The organism is Bradyrhizobium sp. 134 (assembly GCF_023074155.1).
Classification (GTDB): Bacteria; Pseudomonadota; Alphaproteobacteria; order Rhizobiales; family Xanthobacteraceae; genus Bradyrhizobium.
This window is the reverse complement of the sequence record NZ_JADPKX010000034.1, coordinates 16,164-30,882: the sequence shown is the minus strand read 5'-3', so window position 1 is coordinate 30,882 and position 14,719 is coordinate 16,164. Positions and strand designations below refer to the sequence as shown.

The 14,719-nt window shown below is 58.0% G+C and carries 18 protein-coding genes; 14 read left to right on the top strand and 4 right to left on the bottom strand.

Going from position 1 to position 14,719, the window contains the following annotated elements; genetic code table 11:
- Positions 1–4: 4 nt before the first annotated feature.
- From IVA75_RS09790 to IVA75_RS40350, 4 genes are read left to right on the top strand one after another with little or no spacing between them, the layout of a single operon-like run.
- Entirely contained in the window at positions 5–472 is a 468-nt protein-coding gene (locus tag IVA75_RS09790; protein WP_247284836.1) for a tripartite tricarboxylate transporter TctB family protein, read from the top strand.
- A complete protein-coding gene (locus tag IVA75_RS09785; RefSeq protein WP_247284835.1) occupies positions 473–2,026 on the top strand; it encodes a tripartite tricarboxylate transporter permease in 1,554 nt (517 codons plus the stop codon).
- 58 nt (positions 2,027–2,084) lie between these two features.
- Positions 2,085–2,414, top strand: a complete 330-nt coding sequence (locus IVA75_RS40065; protein WP_253075315.1) for a class II aldolase/adducin family protein — start codon at positions 2,085–2,087, stop codon at positions 2,412–2,414.
- On the top strand, positions 2,401–2,871 hold the full coding sequence (locus tag IVA75_RS40350) for a class II aldolase/adducin family protein (protein WP_346658422.1): 471 nt from the start codon (positions 2,401–2,403) through the stop codon (positions 2,869–2,871). Before IVA75_RS40065 ends, IVA75_RS40350 begins: the two co-directional genes overlap by 14 nt.
- Before the next feature lie 82 nt (positions 2,872–2,953).
- On the opposite strand, the gene IVA75_RS09775 is transcribed toward IVA75_RS40350, so the two are convergent.
- The 4 genes from IVA75_RS09775 to IVA75_RS09760 all read right to left on the bottom strand — a co-directional run bounded on the left by IVA75_RS09775 (position 2,954) and on the right by IVA75_RS09760 (position 6,174).
- On the bottom strand, positions 2,954–3,589 hold the full coding sequence (locus IVA75_RS09775; protein WP_247284834.1) for an urea amidolyase associated protein UAAP2: 636 nt from the start codon (positions 3,587–3,589) through the stop codon (positions 2,954–2,956).
- Positions 3,590–3,600: 11 nt separating this feature from the next.
- A complete protein-coding gene (locus tag IVA75_RS09770; protein ID WP_247284833.1) occupies positions 3,601–4,419 on the bottom strand; it encodes an urea amidolyase associated protein UAAP1 in 819 nt (272 codons plus the stop codon).
- Between the two features lie 37 nt (positions 4,420–4,456).
- Complete coding sequence (locus tag IVA75_RS09765; RefSeq protein ID WP_247284832.1) at positions 4,457–5,149, bottom strand: isochorismatase family cysteine hydrolase; 693 nt, start codon at positions 5,147–5,149, stop codon at positions 4,457–4,459.
- Positions 5,150–5,235: 86 nt separating this feature from the next.
- The gene (locus IVA75_RS09760; protein ID WP_247284831.1) at positions 5,236–6,174 is read right to left on the bottom strand and encodes a LysR family transcriptional regulator; all 939 of its coding nucleotides are present in this window, start codon (positions 6,172–6,174) and stop codon (positions 5,236–5,238) included.
- Between the two features lie 324 nt (positions 6,175–6,498).
- Between IVA75_RS09760 and IVA75_RS09755 the strand changes: the two genes are divergently transcribed.
- The 10 genes from IVA75_RS09755 to IVA75_RS09710 all read left to right on the top strand — a co-directional run bounded on the left by IVA75_RS09755 (position 6,499) and on the right by IVA75_RS09710 (position 14,712).
- The gene (locus IVA75_RS09755) at positions 6,499–7,524 is read left to right on the top strand and encodes an ABC transporter substrate-binding protein (RefSeq protein WP_247284830.1); all 1,026 of its coding nucleotides are present in this window, start codon (positions 6,499–6,501) and stop codon (positions 7,522–7,524) included.
- A 100-nt stretch (positions 7,525–7,624) separates the two neighbouring features.
- Positions 7,625–8,305 carry a nitrile hydratase subunit beta gene (nthB, locus tag IVA75_RS09750; RefSeq protein ID WP_247284829.1) on the top strand — a complete coding sequence of 227 codons (681 nt, stop codon included), beginning with the start codon at positions 7,625–7,627 and terminating at the stop codon, positions 8,303–8,305.
- A 4-nt stretch (positions 8,306–8,309) separates the two neighbouring features.
- Positions 8,310–8,939, top strand: coding sequence for a nitrile hydratase subunit alpha (gene nthA, locus IVA75_RS09745; RefSeq protein ID WP_247284828.1), 630 nt, complete (start codon positions 8,310–8,312; stop codon positions 8,937–8,939).
- Between the two features lie 18 nt (positions 8,940–8,957).
- A complete protein-coding gene (locus IVA75_RS09740) occupies positions 8,958–9,368 on the top strand; it encodes a nitrile hydratase accessory protein (RefSeq protein WP_247284827.1) in 411 nt (136 codons plus the stop codon).
- 243 nt (positions 9,369–9,611) lie between these two features.
- Complete coding sequence (locus IVA75_RS09735) at positions 9,612–10,523, top strand: LysR family transcriptional regulator (RefSeq protein WP_247284826.1); 912 nt, start codon at positions 9,612–9,614, stop codon at positions 10,521–10,523.
- A 129-nt stretch (positions 10,524–10,652) separates the two neighbouring features.
- A complete protein-coding gene (locus IVA75_RS09730) occupies positions 10,653–11,642 on the top strand; it encodes an ABC transporter substrate-binding protein (protein ID WP_247285441.1) in 990 nt (329 codons plus the stop codon).
- Between the two features lie 32 nt (positions 11,643–11,674).
- Positions 11,675–12,463 carry an urea amidolyase associated protein UAAP1 gene (locus IVA75_RS09725; protein ID WP_247284825.1) on the top strand — a complete coding sequence of 263 codons (789 nt, stop codon included), beginning with the start codon at positions 11,675–11,677 and terminating at the stop codon, positions 12,461–12,463.
- Between the two features lie 28 nt (positions 12,464–12,491).
- Positions 12,492–13,154: an urea amidolyase associated protein UAAP2 gene (locus IVA75_RS09720; protein WP_247284824.1), complete on the top strand. Its 663-nt coding sequence runs from the start codon at positions 12,492–12,494 to the stop codon at positions 13,152–13,154.
- Positions 13,151–13,942 carry an ABC transporter permease subunit gene (locus tag IVA75_RS09715; RefSeq protein ID WP_247284823.1) on the top strand — a complete coding sequence of 264 codons (792 nt, stop codon included), beginning with the start codon at positions 13,151–13,153 and terminating at the stop codon, positions 13,940–13,942. Before IVA75_RS09720 ends, IVA75_RS09715 begins: the two co-directional genes overlap by 4 nt.
- The gene (locus IVA75_RS09710) at positions 13,939–14,712 is read left to right on the top strand and encodes an ABC transporter ATP-binding protein (RefSeq protein WP_247284822.1); all 774 of its coding nucleotides are present in this window, start codon (positions 13,939–13,941) and stop codon (positions 14,710–14,712) included. The genes IVA75_RS09715 and IVA75_RS09710 overlap by 4 nt, the downstream gene beginning before the upstream one ends.
- Positions 14,713–14,719: the final 7 nt, after the last annotated feature.

The window sequence follows — 14,719 nt, the reverse complement described above, 5'->3', positions numbered from 1 at the left end:
GAGAATGCCGATCACGTTGCGAAAGAAGGATTTCTACGCCGGGCTGCTCATGGTGCTGTTGGGCGCCGGAATCGGTCTCAACTCGACGACCTATTCGCTCGGGACTTTCGCGCACATGGGACCAGGCATGTTTCCGTTCATGCTCGGCGTCATGATGGTGATCGTCGGAGCGTTGATCTTCGTCACCGGATTGGCGACGCCCCTTGAAGTGGGAGAGCGAATTTTGCCGGCGACGATGGAATGGCGAGGCTGGGCCTGCATCCTCGCGGGACCGCTGATGTTCGTCCTCTTCGGCGTCTATTTCGGCATGGCCGCGGCCACCTTCATGTGCGTCTTCGTCTCCGCGCTGGGCGACAGGACCGCCACGGTGAGAGGTTCGGCCGTTCTAGCCGCGGTCGTCACCGTCGCCGGATGCCTCCTCTTTTCCTATGTGCTGAGGGTTCCTTTCCCGCTGTACCGTTGGGAGTTCTAGATGTTCGCGAGCGCGCTTTCCGATCTCTGGTACGGTTTCGGGGTTGCCTTTGAGCCGCAGAATTTCATGTGGTGCTTCGTCGGCGTTCTGGTCGGCAACATGGTCGGGGTCCTGCCGGGAATGGGACCTCTCGCCACGATATCCGTGCTACTCCCGCTGACGTTCGGCATTCCGCCGGTTGGCGCGATCTTGATGCTGTCAGGCGTCTTCTATGGAGCGCAATACGGCGGCGCGATCTGTTCGATTCTGCTTAACCTGCCGTGCCATCCACCGCATGCGGTGACTTGCCTCGATGGGTTTCCGCTGACGAAGCAGGGTCGAGGCGGTGCGGCACTCGGCATCACGGTGCTGTCGTCGTTCGTCGGCGCCTCCTGGGGCATCATGGAGATGATCTTCCTGGCTCCGGTGCTGGTGAAGGTCGCGCTCGAGTTCGGTCCGACAGAAATCTGTTCACTGATGCTTCTCGGCCTGCTTGCCGGTTCGACGCTCGCCAAAGGCTCGCCCCTCAAGGGCATCGCCATGACGCTGCTCGGCCTCTTCCTGGGAATCGTGGGCACGGATGTCGAGACCGGTACGGAGCGCTTCACGTTCGGCATCCCGAATCTCCTCGACGGCATCGAGCTCGTCGGACTCGCTCTCGGTCTGTTTGGCATCGCCGAGTTTATGAAGAGTGTAAACCAATATTCCGAGGTGAACACGCGGTATTCGAACGTCGGTCTGCGCGATCTGCGCCCATCGCGCGATGAACTCCGCCGCTCGATCCCGGCGATGTTGCGTGGAACCATCATCGGAAGCCTCTGCTCGCTCATTCCGGGAACGGGGCCGACGATCGCATCCTTCATCTCATACGCGGCCGAGAAGAAGGTTTCGAAAACGCCAGAGAAGTTCGGTACGGGGATGATCGAAGGCGTAGCTTGTCCTGAAGCGTCCACGCATTCGTCGGTGCAGGGCGATTTCATTCCGACCATGAGCCTCGGCATTCCCGGTGACGCCGTCATGGCCCTGATCCTGGGCGCGCTGATGATTCAGGGCATCGTGCCCGGTCCCCAGTTGATCAAGGAGCATCCGGACATCTTCTGGGGCCTGATCGCGAGCTTCTGGATCGGCAACGTCCTGCTGGTTCTGCTCAACGTCCCGCTGATCGGGCTGTGGGTGAAGCTCCTTATGATTCCCTACAAATACCTCTATCCGAGCGCGCTGTTTTTCGTCGCGATCGGCGTCTACTCGACCAACAACGACATGTTCCAGGTCGGCGAGACCGTCGTCGTCGGGCTGGTCGGCTATCTGCTGCTGCTGCTCGATTTCCACCCGGCCTCGATCCTGCTCGGCTTCGTCCTGGGGCCGCGCCTGGAGGAGAACTTCCGCCGATCGCTGCTGGTCTCGCGGGGAGACGCCATGATTTTCGTCGAGCGGCCGATCAGCGCGTTCTTTCTGTTCCTGTGCGTGACCCTTCTGGCCGCGCAGATCTACGTGCGCTTGCGAAAGCCAAAGGCCTTCGCGGCTCTCGATCTCGCAGAGGGTACCGCTGCCGCGGTCGCACGACCGGCTGAGTAGGCTTCGACCGTTTTATGATCCGGTCGCTTGGCAGCCCAATAAAGAGGGGAGACGATCCATGCAACAAGAGCTCCGAGACAAGAAGTATTTCGACGAGCGTGCCTCCCGCGAGATGGCGCAGCATCTCCATACAAGCGAGCGGACCGTACAGGGCAGCCTAGCCTACGCTGCGCGAATTTTAGCGATGACCGGACAGGAGGCCGGCCTGGCCGGCCAGCTCACCGCCCGGTCGGAGCGGCCAAAGTGCTATTGGACATTGCGCTTCGGTTTGGGCTTCGATGAGGCGACGCCCGAAGACTTCATTGAGGTCGACGCTGACCTGAAGACCGTGACCGGACAAGGCATGGCGAACCCGGCAACCAACGCGTTTCCATCTGTGGGTCTATGAGGCTCGTCCAGACGTACACTCGATCATCCATACGCATTCTCCGTGGGCTTCCGCCCTTGCCGCAGCGCGCGAACCGCTCGTCATCTCGCAGATGGACATGACCCCGCTTCACAACGATTGCGCGTTTCTGGGCGAGTGGCCAGGTGTTCCGATCGCCGCCGACGAAGGCGTGCTTATCTCGAAAGCGCTCGGCAGCAAACGTGCGATCAATCCTCGCGCATCACAGCTATCTGACCGCCGGCAAGACGATCGAGGAAGCGACCTATCTGTCGGTCTACCTCGAGAGGGCCGCCCGGATGCAGATCAGGGCCCGTGCCTTCGGACCGCTGACTCCCGTCGACGACACCCTGGCGCGCGAGGCGCACGACTATCTGCTGCAGCCTTCCATAGTCGGCGCCACGTTCGAATATTGGTGCCGTCAGACCCGGGGCGTGCCCCTCGGCTCTCGATCGACTGATCGGCGCGAGCGGGCGCATGCCCTTGAGAGGGGGCCGCTCCTCGAGATAGCGTGTCGACCCTCGGCGAGCGCCAAGAGCCGTCTATTCGAAGATGACGATTCGGATGGGTGTCGGAAAGAACCCGTTGCAGGGGTTAAGAACCTGTGGGCAGTTGGAAACGAGGCATAGAATGTCCATTTCTGCCTGCATTTCCACGTAGTCGCCTGGTTTGGAAACGCCGTCTACGACCGTGCATTTGCCGTCGGAATCGATGGGCACGTTCATGAAAAAATTGAGATTTGGAACAATATCCCTCTTTGAGAGCCCGTATTTGGCGCCTTCAACCAGAAAATTCTCTCGGCAAGAGTGGAAGTAGCGAGTGTGATGACCGAATCGCACGGTGTTACTCTCGCAAGAGCAGGCGCCAGCGCACGTATCGTGTGATCCGCAAGTGTCCTCGATAACATGGAGGAGAACGTTCCCATTATTGGAGATAAGAGACGTCCCTTTGCCTATGTAGAGAGACCCTTGGGTGCGGACGGTGTCTTGCCCGCTATAGCGCTCGGAAAAGTCTGCAGCGTTGTAAAAAAGCGTATCGACGGCTTGCTGTCCGTGGCTGTCGATCAACCGCAGGTGCTGTCCTCTGCGAATAATTGCCGACCACGGTGAGTTGGCTTCTACGACCGTGTCCACGATAATCTTTGCAGTCTTTGGTATGGGGCTGAAAGTGATAGTCATGTATCACCAATTCATATGTTCGAAGAGTTATTTTCGAATGCGCGAATGTTCTCCGAACTAATAGTGCGGCAGACGTCATCCGCGCCGACCGAGGAACGAAATCGAATGACCTCGACGTCGCCTGGATCGTATGAGGAAGATGGATCAAGTGGGTGTGGACAGTTGGAAATCGCGATTTTCAGATCCATTTCAGCGCGAATGTCGACAAAGTCGCCGGCTTGACGAACATTCTGATCCCATTCTAAGTAGCCGTTACTTCCGACACCCACTGGGGCGAAGAACGATATGCAGGGATGAACGTCGCGCCGCTCTAGACCGAGTTTGGCTGCAGCCGACAGAAAGTTCTCGCGAGTGTTTCGAAATCTAACTGAGGCACCGTACCGACTTCGGTTGCTTCCGGCGGTCGACGCACCGACGATGGCATCGTGCCGGCCGCTTGTGTCTTCCGTAATGCTTAGCAGGACGCGTCCCATGTCAGACAGAATGACGCGTCCTTTCTGAAGCTTTGCTGCCCATTGAACCTTGATGGTATCTGCATGATTGAGCCGTTCACTGGAGTCGCGACTGTTCCAGGCAAGAACACTGACACAAGAGCGGCCAGTCACGTTGACGAGGCGAAGCGCTTCGTCTTTGGCGAGACTCGTCGTCCAGTACCAACCGCCGGGTAAGATCTCGCGCACAATTGTAGCCGAGTCCCCGGGCCTTGCGAGGCTTCTGGGGGTCAAATCCGGAAGCGCATTGGGAGCGCTCTTCTGTCCGTCAAGCTTGAGTTGGTCGTACTGCGAGCGGTATTGCTCAATCTGACGACTTTGTTCAACGGTCGGGCGCATTTGTTACCCCTTATATCGACTTCGGGACCTACGGGGGCTAAGAGTGGCGCGTCCCCTCGAGCGCAGTAATCACGGCAGTGGAAGTCGCCACAGCGCCGAAAATGCCTCCTTCAGAGCAAATCGTCTCTATTGCTGCGTCGTGATTGGACTTGGCGGTAGCTGCGCAACAATCCGTCACAAGCAGCGGCTCCAGACCTCGGTCGACAGCTTCTCGCAAGGTGGAATGCACGCAGACGTCCGTTGTGACCCCGCAAATGACCAAGTGGCGGATATTGCGAGCGGCGACGATTCTTGCCAGGTCGGTCGCATAAAATGCCCCGTATCCAGGCTTGTCGACCGTCGGCTCGCCGGGAGATGGGACGAGTTGTGGCACTATGTCCCAGCCTGGTTCACCGCGAACCAGCAATCGACCAAGTGGTCCAACAGAGCCAATTTCCCCGCCCGCGCCTCGAGACCTGAGGAGCTTTTGCTGAGGAAGATCGCTCAGGTCTGGACGATGACCTTCTCGCGTGTAGATAACTAGTCCACCCCAGGCGCGAAATTGAGCCCGAAGCTGCACGATCCTGGGTACAAGCTCGCTCGCGTTGCTGACGTCGTATCCCATGGAGGAGGCATATCCTCCAACTTCGCAAAAGTCCCTTTGCATGTCGATGATCAGGAGCGCTGTAGAGGTCGAATTCAGGCCGCCCTGATAGGGCCATCGATAGGGTCTCGCATCAATGTGGACCATTATTTCTACCGCTACGATGCATCGTGATCTCGATTTCTATTAGTCCGGCCGGCTGGGGTTGACCCTCTATCGGTCTGTCGTTCGATTCAATTCGAGACTCTGGATTTTTTCATCGGAGTATTCGATGTGTTGCCTCCAAGTTCCTGGATCAGAATGCCGGCGGTGGGGTTTTGTCGGGCGGCTTCTTCGTGGTGGATAAGCGTAATCATCGATTGTCGAGTGTAGCTTTTCTCCAGCAAGATCCGCATTTCCTCTCGATCGAGCCATTGCTTGGCGTAGTGGTCAGGAAGAAAGCCAATGTGGCTCCCTGCTAAAATCAGGGCGGCAGCCGCCTCCACGCTGTCGACGTGTGCCGTGATGCTGTCGTGTTGATCGCTTAAGAAAAAGAAGTCCTTTAGCCGAAGGAAAGATCGGACCACCTTTGGTGCCGTTCGGATTTTGGAAAAGAGCCGGACATCACTCTTGTCGTCGAACAGAGGGTTTCGGCGGCCGCAAAGCAAAAGGTCGTGCTCTTTGTATAGGGGCGTGTACTTCAGGTTTGGTAGTTTCTCAAAGAAGATGCCGATGGCGCAGTCGATTTTCCCCGACAGAACTCCATGCTCGATGTCGGCAGGGCTGAGGACGTCCAGATTTATGTGGGCGCGACCGCCGGTGCGCCGATGAAATCTCTCTAGCGCTCCTACCAAAGGACATTGAGGATCAGTTATCAGGTTGTCTATAATCGCGACCCGGATCGTCCCCAGTCCCTGCTTCTTATGCTTCGACACGCTCAGCTCGAAAATTGAAAGAGCTAGGAGCAGAGCAGTTGCGTCCTTGACGAATGCCTCGCCTTGCGGAGTGAGCTTGAACCCGGCCCGGCCGCGCTTGCAGAGAGTGTAGCCGAGGCGCGCTTCTAGCGACGATATCTCGGTGCTGATCGTTGACTGGGCCAAGTTTAGAACGTCTTGCGCGGCGGAGAACCCGCCGCTTTGCGCGACCGCAAGAAACACCCTTATTTGGCGGACCTCGACATCCGTGGTCTTCAAGTTGAGCGCCTTTCGGTTCTTTGAGCCCGGACGCTTAAGGCTGTCCGGAGCGGCTTGTCGAATAGTTGGGGGATGGACACGCTGGCTATAACGTAGCGAGGCCGTAGGCCAATACTGTGGAAAAAAACGTCAGTGCGCGCTTATAAGTTGGGCAGCTTGCCCCATGCCTGTGCCGATAAAGTCGGTCGTGGGTTTGGCGAACGGTCACTTCGCGTTTTGCGATGTAACGATCAAGGTTTGAAGCTGTTACCCTAGGTGAGAACGCGGAACCTTGTTGACGGCTTCCCGGATCGAGACCGGGCAACTCAATTAGGGGAACTATGCATGTCGTATCTTAGGGCGGCCAGCGTTGGACGTTGGAGCGCGGTATTGCAGAAAACGGCGGGTGCGGTCGCTGCTTTGATCGTGGGACTCGGCGTTTCAACACACGCGGAAGCGCTGACCAAAGTGAAAGCCGGCCACTTGGTCGCGATCGATATGGCTCCCCTTTTTGTTGCCAAAGAAAGCGGTTGCTTCGAAAAGTCAGGGCTAGAAGTCGAGACCGTCTTCTTCGCCAACCCCGGCGACAACAATGCGGCCCTCGCCGGTGGGGCTATCGATTTCAGCACCAATCCCTTCACGTTGCCTTTTTTTGCGGCGAACAGCGGAGTTCCGATAAGGGTCATCTCGGCTGCCGGAGGTTGGGGAGTAATTGAAGTTGTGGCGCAGAAGGGCCTCGGTTTGAAGTCCATTTCCGACATCAAAGCCTATGCGGCGTCGGGAAAGCCAAAGCTCAAGATTGCAACGCTTCAGGGCGATACTCTTGAGTTGGTTCTAACACGAAGCTTCGCGAAGGCAGGCATCGACTCCTCCGCTGTCGACTTGGTCTATTTCAACGATCTGCTTGCAATGGTCGAGGCGTTCCGCTCTGGTCAGGTCGACATACTCAGCCACATCAAGCCCTATACGACCGACATGGAAGTAGAGAAGGGTGCCACGCTTCTCACAACGGACGCCGAGACATGGACCAAGTTCTCGCCAAACACGGTCGTCAGCGTTCTCGAAAAGACGCTGAAAGACCGGCCTGAAGTGGTAAAAGCCTATCTGCAGGGGCTCGTTTGCGCAGCGGAGATTATCAACTCCGATCCCGACAAGGCAGTCGCACTGCTGACCAAGGGCAACTACTTCCGAGTGAAGCCGGCGGTCCTAACGCAGGCTTTCAAGACGGCACCTGCGCCGGTCTCCTTTATTCCAGACGTCGACTCAATACAGAGCGTCGTGGATGATCTCACGAAGCTGGGATACGTGAAGGGAACGACCAAGGCCTCCGACATCTTCCGTCTCGACATGATGAAATTTCTACAAAAGTGAAGGCCGGCAGAGGACATCAGGACCTTCCGGCGACTGCACGGTGTGCCAGAGATTCGGATGCTTCGGTGGGTCCTCTAAGTTTGCAAGGAGTGCGAACGCGATGAACGGTATCCACGACATGGGCGGTCTTCACGGGTTTGGCAATGTGGAGATCGAGATGAACGAGCCCGTCTTCCACGGACGGTGGGAGGGGCGGGTCTACGCGATAACGCAGGTGCTTGATACCACCGGTATCTATAATCTCGACGAGCACCGTCATGAGATCGAACTGATGGACGCCGCCTCATACTTGAGGGACGGATACTATGGCCGTTGGCTTTTCGCCATGGAGAGCATTCTTTCGCGAAAAGGTGTTCTTCTCTCTAACGAAGTCGATGATCGCGTTAGCGCACTGGAAAGTGGTCGGTTGCCAAGCCAAGTCACGGGAAGCCCGCGAAACTGGCCTTTACCGCCTGAGGAGAAGATCCGATGGGGAGCTTGGCGAAAAGACGTGGCTGTTACGCCCAAATTCAAGGTTGGAGATCGCGTCAAGGTCAAAAATCACCAACCGGCAGGGCATACGCGGCTAACTCATTTCGTTCGGGACAAGACCGGCATCGTTACAATCGTTAATGCCCAAGCCTGGGTACTGCCAGATACTCGCGCCCACAATGTGGGAGAGAATCTGCAGGCGGTCTACAACGTCACCTTTGCTGCGGTCGAACTTTGGGGAGATGCGGCTGAGCCGAACGTCGAAGTCAAAGTCGATTTGAGCGAGGACTACCTTCTTAAGGCGGACTGATCCCATGACCGATCATGATGACCACGACGATCACCATTCCCACGATCATGACCATGACCATGACCATGACAAACCATGGCAGGCCGTCCGGACGGAGGCGGTCGAAAGCCTGCTATCCGAACTCGGGATTGTAGATTCGGCACGCGTCGACCAGATAGTCTCTTACTATGAAGAAGGAATTGGTCCTAAAGCGGGCGCGCGGGTCGTCGCCAAAGCCTGGAAGGACCCTGACTTCAAAGCGCGACTGCTTGCCAACGGATTGGACGCCTGTGCGGAATTAGGATTGGGCGGCCCAGAAACGGAATATCTTCACGTCGTCGAAAACTCGAGCGCGGTACACAACGTGATCGTCTGCACGCTGTGCTCCTGCTATCCTTGGACGATTCTAGGTTTGCCGCCGGCTTGGTACAAATCGAGCGCCTATCGTTCCCGTCTTGTACGTGAACCGCGGCGAGTCCTTTCCGAGCTCGGGCTGCCTCTGGGCGACGATGTAAAGATACAGGTCTGGGACAGCGTTTCGGAAATCCGGTACCTTGTCTTGCCTGAGAGGCCCGCAGGTGCTGACGACTTGTCGGAAGATGAGCTTGCAAAGTTGGTGACGCGCGACTCGATGATTGGAGTCGCGCGGCTTTGATCCATCCGGGAGTTTTCGATGGTAGCTGCTGAAGAAACCAGGTCGCTGATCGATGGCGACTGGTCGGAGCCACACAGGGTATTCCGGGAGCCGTGGCAGGCGCGAGCTTTCGCCATGACGATCATACTGTCGGAGCGCGGATTGTTCTCCTTGCGTGAATTTCAAGCCGCGCTTGTTGATCGCGTTCATAGCTTCGAAAAGTCGGACTGTTTGGCCGGGACCGACGACTATTATACTACGTGGCTACATGCGCTGGAGGATCTTCTCGCAAGCAAAGATCTACTTCCAGAAGGTCGTTTGGCATTTTTTGAACATCTGGTGGTCGACGACGCGGAATCGCGCAAACTCCATCAGCGCATGTCGTCGCGGGACGAAAGCGGACTTTTGCGTATCGAGCCGATCAGCGTGGATTGGGGTCTCCGCTCCTAGATGACGCTCAGAAAATTGGTCCCGTGGTTTTCGACTTGTTCTCAAGGGCCCACTTTCCTGCCTACGATGCTCGTCGGAGGCGGTTCGGGCGGTAGGGTGATTTCGACTTGCAACGCGCAGGAAAGATATCTTGTGCCGGAGGCATTCGGAAGCCAAGCCCCCCTAATTGGCCCGCCTTTTGCTTTGTGAGATCAAACGGAGCATCCGGAGCCCGACCAAGCTCAAGGCAGGAGACCTCGCGTCATGATGGACATCGAGATCCGGCTGTTGAGGGTCTTCAAGGCAGTCGTCGAAGCCCGGGGGTTCTCAGGCGCTCAAGCGTTTTTGAACGTAGGCGTTTCTACGATCAGCATGCAGATGGCTCAATTGGAAGCGCGCCTTGGATATGTGGTTTGTCATCGAGGTCGCTCCGGCTTTAAGCTGACCGAGAAAGGCGAGGTTTTCTATCGCCTGGTCGTCGATTTCTTCCAATCCATGCAGTCCTTTGAGCTCCAGGCTGGGGAGTTGAAGGGGGAGCCCTCGGGGCAGTTGCGGCTCGGATTCCTGGACAACATCGTGGCGGACCCCTGCTGCCCGCTAACCGACGCCGTTTCAGTGTTCAGGAGCAGGCAACGGGGCAGTTCACAGATCTCTCTTGAGGTATTCCAGCAGCAGGAGCTGAACCAAGCTCTTCTGGAGAACAAGATCGACCTCGCGATAGGGATCTTCTACAGCCAGATCTCTGGGATAAACTACGAACCGCTCTATCTGCAACGCGACGTCATGGTGTGCAAGGCGGGACATCCGCTCTCAAGCATTTCCGATCCACACGAACTCGCCAAGGCAATTCCTTTGGCTAACAAGGTCAAGCGCGCGTTCGTGGGCGTGCAGGAGTTTCCGCTATACGATGCAAGAACTTTGGTCAGCACCATCGGACATATCGAAGCGGCCACGCTCCTCATTCTCTCCGGTGATTGTGTTGGGTACCTTCCCAAGCACTATGCCGCCCCTTTGGTCTCCCGCGGAGAATTGGTCGAGTTGATGCCGCACACTCTGTTCCTCGACACGCAAGTATCTGTCGCCGTTCGAGAAAATTCCGTAGTTTCGCGATCGACCCTTCATGAGTTTCTGGGCTGCCTACGCGGCGCCAGACCGCAACTGCTTCGGACGGGCTGAGAGGCCGAGGGTCACTTCAGCGCCATCGAAGTATCCTTCGACGATTAGAGATTTTACGACCCCGAGGCATCGGTCATTTTGCCGGCAGCCCGATCCAAGGATCGAAATCTCACGCGAAGGGGGTTTGAAATGGTGCGACGACTAACCGTACTTCTGGCGCTTTTTTTGTGCCTAAGCGGCCAGGCGGTGGCTGGGGCCGAGCAAGCACTTACCAAAATCAAGGTCGGTCACCTGGTCGCTATCGATTTGGCGCCGCTCTTCGTCGCCAAGGAATCCAGCTGCTTCAAGGATCAGGGTCTGGACGTGGAGACGGTATTCTTCGCGAGTCCGGGCGACAACAATGCCGCGCTCGCGGGCAAAGTCATCGACGTCAGCATCAACCCGTTCACCCTGCCGTTCTTCGCCGCCAACAGCGGCGTTCCAATCCGCGTCGTTGCATCGGCAGGCGGCTGGGGCGTCATGGAAGTCGTCGCTCAAGGAAAACTGGGCCTGCACTCGATCGGCGATGTTAAGGCGTACGTTCAGTCGAAGAAGCCGAAGCTCAAGGTAGGAACGCTTCAGGGAGATACCCTGGAACTGATCCTCACGCGCGCGTTCGACAAGGAGGGCATCTCGGACAAGGATGTCGATATTGTCTACTTCAACGACCTGCTCAGCATGGTCGAGGCCTTTCGTAGCGGTCAACTCGATATCCTGAGCCACATCAAGCCTTACACGACCGACATGGTCGAGACCAAAGGCGCGACGGTCCTGACGTCGAACGCCCAGACCTGGTCCACGACGACGCCGAACAGCGTCGCGAGCGTGCTGGAAACGACGATTGCCCAGCGCAAGGACGTCGTCGTCGCCTACCTCAAGGGGCTGCAATGCGCGGCCGACATCATCAACAAGTCGCCGGAGAAGGCCGCCGAACTGATGAGCAAGGGAAACTACTTCCGGGTACCGCCCGCCGTCCTGCTCGCCTCGCTTAAGTCGGCGCCAGCGCCGGTCTCCTTCAAGCCAGACGTGGCGGTCATTCAGGGTGTCGTCGATGACCTTACCAGGCTCGGCTACATCAAGGGTAACGCGAAGGCATCGGACATCTTCCGGTTGGATATCCTCGAAGGCATCGGACAGTAAGCGAAATCCGAGCCGAATTTGGAGACGATGAGATGTCCGATATGCTCACTTTCGAAGATCTTCCCGCTCTAGCCAGGGCTTCGGTGCCCGAGCACTCGACGGTCTACGACCCGGCTCTGTCGCTGTGGAAGGAGACAGTACCAGGCGGCCTGCACTGGTCCGGCCTGATCCGTCGCGGCAACACCTTGCGAATGACCGCGCTCGGTGACACCGCCAACGTGTCGGCGCTGTTCTACAATTTCGACGACCGCGTCGAGCGGTACAACATGCCCGATACGCTCAAGCAGCAGGGAACGTCCCACGTCAGGGAAGGACTCGTCTGCTACTCCGACATGGGGCGTGTGCTCTGCTCGGTCGCCAAGTCGACCTGCTCTTGGCACGACACGATGGGAGGGATGAGCAGGGCGGAGCACGTCGCCGAGAAGTACGGTGTCCACCGGTATCAGGAATATCGGAACGACATGTATCGCAACGCTTACGATGGCTTCCTGACCCAACTGGGCAAGTGGGGCATGGGGAAACGGGACATCGTCGCGAACATCAACTTCTTCAGCAAGATCGCCGTCAACTGGGACGGAGAATTCCGCTTCGTGCCGGAGCACAGCAAAAAGGGCGACTTCGTCGACCTTCGGTTCGAGATGAATGCCATCGTCGTCCTGTCGACGTGCCAGCACCGCTTCGATCCGAACCCGGACTACGCGCCCGTCGCCGTGGAGCTTGAATGCTGGCGTTCGGGCACCGCCGGCAAGGACGATCCGTGCCGCATAGGACTGGCCGAAAATGGCCGCGGATTCATCCTCACCGACCGATACTACCTTTGAGCAATCCGACCGGGGCGAAGGAGCAGTCATGAAGATCAATGTTGTCGAGAGCCCGCTGCGACGGGAGGATGCGGTGTTCAACTTCGTTCACGCGCCCGGCGAGCCTTGGATGCACGAAATCAAGGCCGGGCAGATCATCCGCATCATAGACGTCGAGGGCAATCAGGCCGTCGACGCTCTGTTCCTGAACGCGCGCAAGCCGGAGGAACGGTACGACCTGACCGAGACTATGGCCGCGCAGGGAAACGCCTACCTCGCCATGGGAACGCGCATCATGTCGAACGAGGGACGCCCGATGCTGACGATCGTCGCCGACACCTGCGGCCGGCACGATACCGTCGGTGGAGGATGCTGCTCGCAGGAAGGCAATTCCGTGCGCTACGGACTCGAGAAGCGCTTCATGCATGCGTGCCGCGACAACTTCATGCTCGCCGTCGGAAAGTGGGGAAGGGGCATCGACAAGCGGGACATCGTGTCGAACATCAACTTCTTCATGAACGTGCCTGTCAGGGACACCACGCTGCACTACGAAGACGGCATCTCCGGTCCCGGCAAGTACGTCGAGCTCAGGGCTGAGATGGACGTCATCGTTCTGATCTCCAATTGTCCGCAACTCAACAATCCGGCCAACGCCTACAACCCGACGCCCCTCGAGTACCTAGTCTGGGATCCGCAGGGGACCGCCCGATGACCGTATCGCGATCTGCCAGCAAGCTCCAGCCATACGCCTTCGGCATTGCGTCGATCGTCGGGCTGCTGGCCCTTTGGGAGGTAGTGGGGGCGAGCGGAAGTTCCCTCGCCAGCGTGCTTCCTCCGCCGAGCAAATTTCTCCGGACGATCGCCGAAAGCAACTTCAAGATCGGACTGGGCTCGCAGGCGGCCAGCCTACAAGAGTCGCTCTTCGCGACATTCTTTAGGGTGTTTTTCGGGATGGCGGTCGCCTTCGTGGCGGCTATTCTCACAGGCGCGCTTTTGAGCTTGTCCCGCCACGCGACTTGGCTCCTCAGTCCCATTCTCCGACTGTTCGCTCCCATCGCGCCGATAGCCTGGATACCGACCGCCATCGTCGTCTTCGGAATCAGCAACGTGACGGCGATATTCATCGTCTTTATGGGCGTCTATTTCGTCCTGACGCTTGCGACATTGAACGAGATCCATCGGATTCCCCCGGAGTTCGCGACGGTGGCGGGCAATCTCGGCGCCGGCCCCTTCCAACGATGGATCTGGGTCACGCTGCCGGCGATCTTGCCCGGTGTCTTCATGCTTCTGCGGACGAACTTCATCGCAGCCTGGATGGCGGTGCTCGTCGCCGAAATGGTCGGGCTGCGGGATGGTCTCGGAGCCATCATCATGATGGGACGGAATCTGTTCAACAATGAGCTGATCATCTTCGGAATGGTGGTGATCGGTGTCTCAGGCTTCGTGGTGGATCGCCTTCTCCAGTTCATCGGCGACCGGGTGCTGTGGTGGCGGGTATGAACGGACCAGTGGTCATCACACAGCCGAAGACCGCCTTCCAGGTCGACCGTCTGACGATCAAGTACGACGACGGTCAGGGCACGGCCTACGCACCGCTCGAAGACTTTTCGATCAAGATCCGCGAGGGAGAGGTGACGTGCCTGCTTGGCCCGTCGGGCTGCGGGAAGACAACCCTGCTCAAAGCTCTTGGCGGCTTCGTCATCGGCGAAAGCACGGGCGGCGTTATCTTCGACGGACAATTCCAGCAGGGACCGACGGCGGAGATCGTCATGATCTTCCAGGAGAACAACCTGTTTCCTTGGTTGAACGTGCGCAACAACGTGGCGTTCGGCCTAAAGTTCATGTCGAAGGAAAAGGTGCGTCCCGGTGCGCTGGACGAGATGCTGGAAGCGGTCGGCTTGCAGGACGCCGCCCAGCGTTATCCGCACCAATTATCGGGAGGAATGCGTCAGCGCACAGCGATCGCGCGAGCGCTCATCACCGGTCCGCGGGTGCTCCTGCTCGACGAGCCGTTCAGCGCCTTGGACGTGAGCCTCCGCCGTCGGATGCAGCAGCTACTCCATGATCTGTGGGAGAAGACCGGCATGACGATGGTCATGGTCACGCACAGCATCGAAGAAGCGCTGTACGTCGGGCATCGCGTCATCGTTATGGGCGGCCGCCCCACCGGCGTCGTGATCGACGCAGATACGCGCGACCCGGCCTTGAAGGACCGTTATTCGGACGCCTACCTTCAATTGCAGCGACGTATCGAGGGCGTCATCTACTGATGCGCAT

Coding starts and splice junctions, on each gene's coding strand:
- IVA75_RS09790 (WP_247284836.1), top strand. CDS start 5: ATGCCGATCACGTTGCGAAAGAAGGATTTCTACGCCGGGCTGCTCATG.
- IVA75_RS09785 (WP_247284835.1), top strand. CDS start 473: ATGTTCGCGAGCGCGCTTTCCGATCTCTGGTACGGTTTCGGGGTTGCC.
- IVA75_RS40065 (WP_253075315.1), top strand. CDS start 2,085: ATGCAACAAGAGCTCCGAGACAAGAAGTATTTCGACGAGCGTGCCTCC.
- IVA75_RS09775 (WP_247284834.1), bottom strand. CDS start 3,589: ATGACTATCACTTTCAGCCCCATACCAAAGACTGCAAAGATTATCGTG.
- IVA75_RS09770 (WP_247284833.1), bottom strand. CDS start 4,419: ATGCGCCCGACCGTTGAACAAAGTCGTCAGATTGAGCAATACCGCTCG.
- IVA75_RS09765 (WP_247284832.1), bottom strand. CDS start 5,149: ATGGTCCACATTGATGCGAGACCCTATCGATGGCCCTATCAGGGCGGC.
- IVA75_RS09755 (WP_247284830.1), top strand. CDS start 6,499: ATGTCGTATCTTAGGGCGGCCAGCGTTGGACGTTGGAGCGCGGTATTG.
- nthB (WP_247284829.1), top strand. CDS start 7,625: ATGAACGGTATCCACGACATGGGCGGTCTTCACGGGTTTGGCAATGTG.
- nthA (WP_247284828.1), top strand. CDS start 8,310: ATGACCGATCATGATGACCACGACGATCACCATTCCCACGATCATGAC.
- IVA75_RS09740 (WP_247284827.1), top strand. CDS start 8,958: ATGGTAGCTGCTGAAGAAACCAGGTCGCTGATCGATGGCGACTGGTCG.
- IVA75_RS09735 (WP_247284826.1), top strand. CDS start 9,612: ATGATGGACATCGAGATCCGGCTGTTGAGGGTCTTCAAGGCAGTCGTC.
- IVA75_RS09730 (WP_247285441.1), top strand. CDS start 10,653: ATGGTGCGACGACTAACCGTACTTCTGGCGCTTTTTTTGTGCCTAAGC.
- IVA75_RS09725 (WP_247284825.1), top strand. CDS start 11,675: ATGTCCGATATGCTCACTTTCGAAGATCTTCCCGCTCTAGCCAGGGCT.
- IVA75_RS09720 (WP_247284824.1), top strand. CDS start 12,492: ATGAAGATCAATGTTGTCGAGAGCCCGCTGCGACGGGAGGATGCGGTG.
- IVA75_RS09715 (WP_247284823.1), top strand. CDS start 13,151: ATGACCGTATCGCGATCTGCCAGCAAGCTCCAGCCATACGCCTTCGGC.
- IVA75_RS09710 (WP_247284822.1), top strand. CDS start 13,939: ATGAACGGACCAGTGGTCATCACACAGCCGAAGACCGCCTTCCAGGTC.